The organism is Paenibacillus sp. P4_A9 (genome assembly GCF_056402415.1).
In genome coordinates, this window is sequence record NZ_JBFUHL010000167.1 from 1 (window position 1) to 2,827 (window position 2,827).

Sequence of the window (2,827 nt, forward strand, 5' to 3'; positions counted from 1 at the left end):
GACGAGCAGTTTATTAAAAGATTACATACACTTAATCGTCGCGATTCATTAAGGTCTCTGCTGCTTATCGAAGGTGTTCGACTGACTCTCAGGCGTAAAAAGCAAGTAAGCTTGTTCAAAAGGCTTTTTAATCGCAAAAAGCAAACCATAACAGCTAAAGGCTGGAAATAGAAATTTTCAATTAAAATCACAAGGGCTTTTCTCGCTTAACGCCTCCATTTATAGTAGAATGAGGTCTCAGCTACATGAAATGGATACGGGGTGTTGAAATGGCTATTAGTTTCACTAAATCGATTGTTAGTCAGTTAAAGAAAGAAATTGCTGACCTTGAAAGCAAAAGTGTGAACGAGAAGAAAAAGAAAGAACGAGCCCAAGCGAAAATTAATCAGATTGGGCGAGATATGAAGTTAAGCCAGTCGCACAGTGATTTGAGCAGCAAAATGTCACGAGTGAATAAGCTAAATGAAGAAATAAAGACCATTGATCGTTTGCAAAAGGATATCGCGAAAGAATTATCCACGAAGAAATCTTCGTTGAAGCAGAATCTAGCCAAAGAGACGAAGCAAGAGTAGTTGGTTTCGTTTCCAATGCATAAAAATACACCGCCCTGTTTCGCAGGTGCGGTGTTTGTTTTAATAATTAAACACATTAAATTTCATGAGGTGCTTGTAAACCAATAAGCTTCAAGCCGTTTTGCAACGTAATTTGTACACAGCTTACCAGAGCCAATCTTGCTTCACGCAAGTGCGTATCCTCCACAAGGATGTAACATGCGTGATAAAAGCGGTTGAACGCCTGAGCGATATCAATCAGATAACGCGATACGATCGAAGGCTCCAGCTTCACCATTGCCTGTTCTACTCGTTCAGGAAATAAATAGAGCATTTTAACAACAACTATAGCCTCTTTATCTTGTAAAAGTGTGCCGTCTATCTCCGATGTTTGCATAGCATAACCATGTGTCAGTTGCGCTTTTTTCAACACACTGCATGTTCTTGCATATGTGTACTGCACGTATGGCCCCGTTTCACCATCGAAATTAAGAGCTTCCTCCCACGAAAAATGGATATCTTTGATTCGGTTGGCACTCAAATCGTTAAAAATGACAGCCCCAATCCCAACTTGTTCGGCAACTTGTTCTTTATTTGCCAAGCCAGGGTTTCTTGCATCGATGACTTCCTTAATTTTCTGGATGGCTTGCTCCAGCACATTTTCCAGTTTAATCACGTTGCCTTTACGTGTCGACAAGCTTCCCCCTTCTATGCTTACACGGCCAAACGCGACATGTTCAAGCTTGGCTGCCCATTCAAAGCCCATTAATTCAACAACCTTAAACCATTGCTGAAAATGAAGATTCTGAGCATAATCGGTCACATAAATCAACTTGGCGAAATCATACTTATTCGCTCTATATATCGCTGCTGTTAGATCACGCGTATGATACAAGGAGCTGCCATCCTTTTTCAACATCAAGGCTGGCGCCATGCCGAATGCATCCAAACGAACTAACCAGGCACCCTCGTCTTCTTCCAGTAGCTGCCTTTCTTTCAACGCTTGGATGACGGGCGCCATCAGGTCATTGTAAAAGCTTTCACCTTGATATTCATCGAATTGTACACCTAAAAGCTTATAAATCTTCTGGAATTCTGCGATACTGATTTCAACAAACCACTGCCACAAGGCAAGTGCTTCTTGATCTCCTTGCTCCATTTTCGTAAACCAAGAACGAGCTTGATCCTCTAAAGAAGGATCCTTCTCAGCTTCCTCATGGAATTTCACATAAAGATGGAGAAGCTCATCGATAGCCCCATTGGTTACTGCCTCCTTACTTCCCCATAGTTGGTAGGCAACAATCAGTTTCCCGAATTGCGTTCCCCAATCCCCTAAATGATTAATCCCCACACAGCTGTAGCCAAGGAAAGAATGGATTTGATATAAAGCATTCCCGATAACCGTGGATCTTAAATGGCCAACATGAAAGGGTTTTGCAATGTTCGGTGAAGAAAAGTCGATAACCACCGTTCTTCCCTGCCCCAGATTGCGGGATCCAAATTGTTCTCCAGCTTGAATAATCTGCGTTATAAGGGATTCCGTAAACTGATCCTTCTTGAGAAAAATGTTCAGGTAACCCGATACGGCTTCCATGTAGTCGATTTCTTCATCTTGAAGCGCCGCCCTCAACTCATTAGCAATGACTTGCGGCGCTTTGCTAAGTACTTTGCTCAGACGAAAACAGGGCAAAGATAGATCTCCTTTTTCCGGATCAACCGGGTATTCCATCCATGCAGCAATTACCTGTGCGTCGAAACCAGGGAGTAACAATGAGATTTTTCCAGCAAAATAAAGTTTATAATTTATCATGTTTTTCCACTCCTATCCTTTGTCTAGAAAATATAAAAAGCCCCCGTCTCTATGAAAGAGACGAGAGCTGAAAATTCCCGCGGTACCACTCTAAGTGTTAAACCTATGGTTTAACCCCTCTGTTTCGTAACGGTCGACAGACCGGATTTACCTACTTAATTTCGGCAAACCATTTCCTGGGTCCGTTTCATTCGCAACATCCGTACCGGCTTACACTGACCCGGCTCGCTGTGACTGTCTGTTAGGAATTACTGTCCCATTCATCAATATTTCGATTTGAATTTTTCAATATCTTACTTGGGATTCAGAGGAATGTCAAGCCTAAATTTCAATTACTTAGGCAGCGCTCAAAGTATGCACTCGTGACCGTGAACGATTCGTTGACCACTCGCGATGGCTACCGCTGGCGTAATCGTAGGTGGTTCCTCCCCTGCCTCGACCATCCGTTCAATCAATCGTTCTCGTA

General features: G+C 42.6%; 2 protein-coding genes and 1 other annotated feature. Of the genes, one reads left to right on the forward strand and one right to left on the reverse strand.

Translation table 11 applies throughout. The features are described 5' to 3' along the window. The first annotated feature begins 245 nt into the window (after nucleotides 1-245). On the forward strand, nucleotides 246-572 hold the full coding sequence (locus tag AC1DVJ_RS30485) for a hypothetical protein (RefSeq protein WP_477596597.1): 327 nt from the start codon (nucleotides 246-248) through the stop codon (nucleotides 570-572). 76 nt (nucleotides 573-648) lie between these two features. On the opposite strand, the gene argS is transcribed toward AC1DVJ_RS30485, so the two are convergent. Next, nucleotides 649-2,358, reverse strand: a complete 1,710-nt coding sequence (gene argS, locus AC1DVJ_RS30490; RefSeq protein WP_477596599.1) for an arginine--tRNA ligase — start codon at nucleotides 2,356-2,358, stop codon at nucleotides 649-651. 56 nt (nucleotides 2,359-2,414) lie between these two features. Beyond that, nucleotides 2,415-2,634, reverse strand: a binding site (T-box leader). Nucleotides 2,635-2,827 lie beyond the last annotated feature (193 nt).

Excerpts from the sequence above, each read along its gene's own strand:
- AC1DVJ_RS30485 (WP_477596597.1), top strand. The coding sequence starts at position 246 with ATGAAATGGATACGGGGTGTTGAAATGGCTATTAGTTTCACTAAATCG.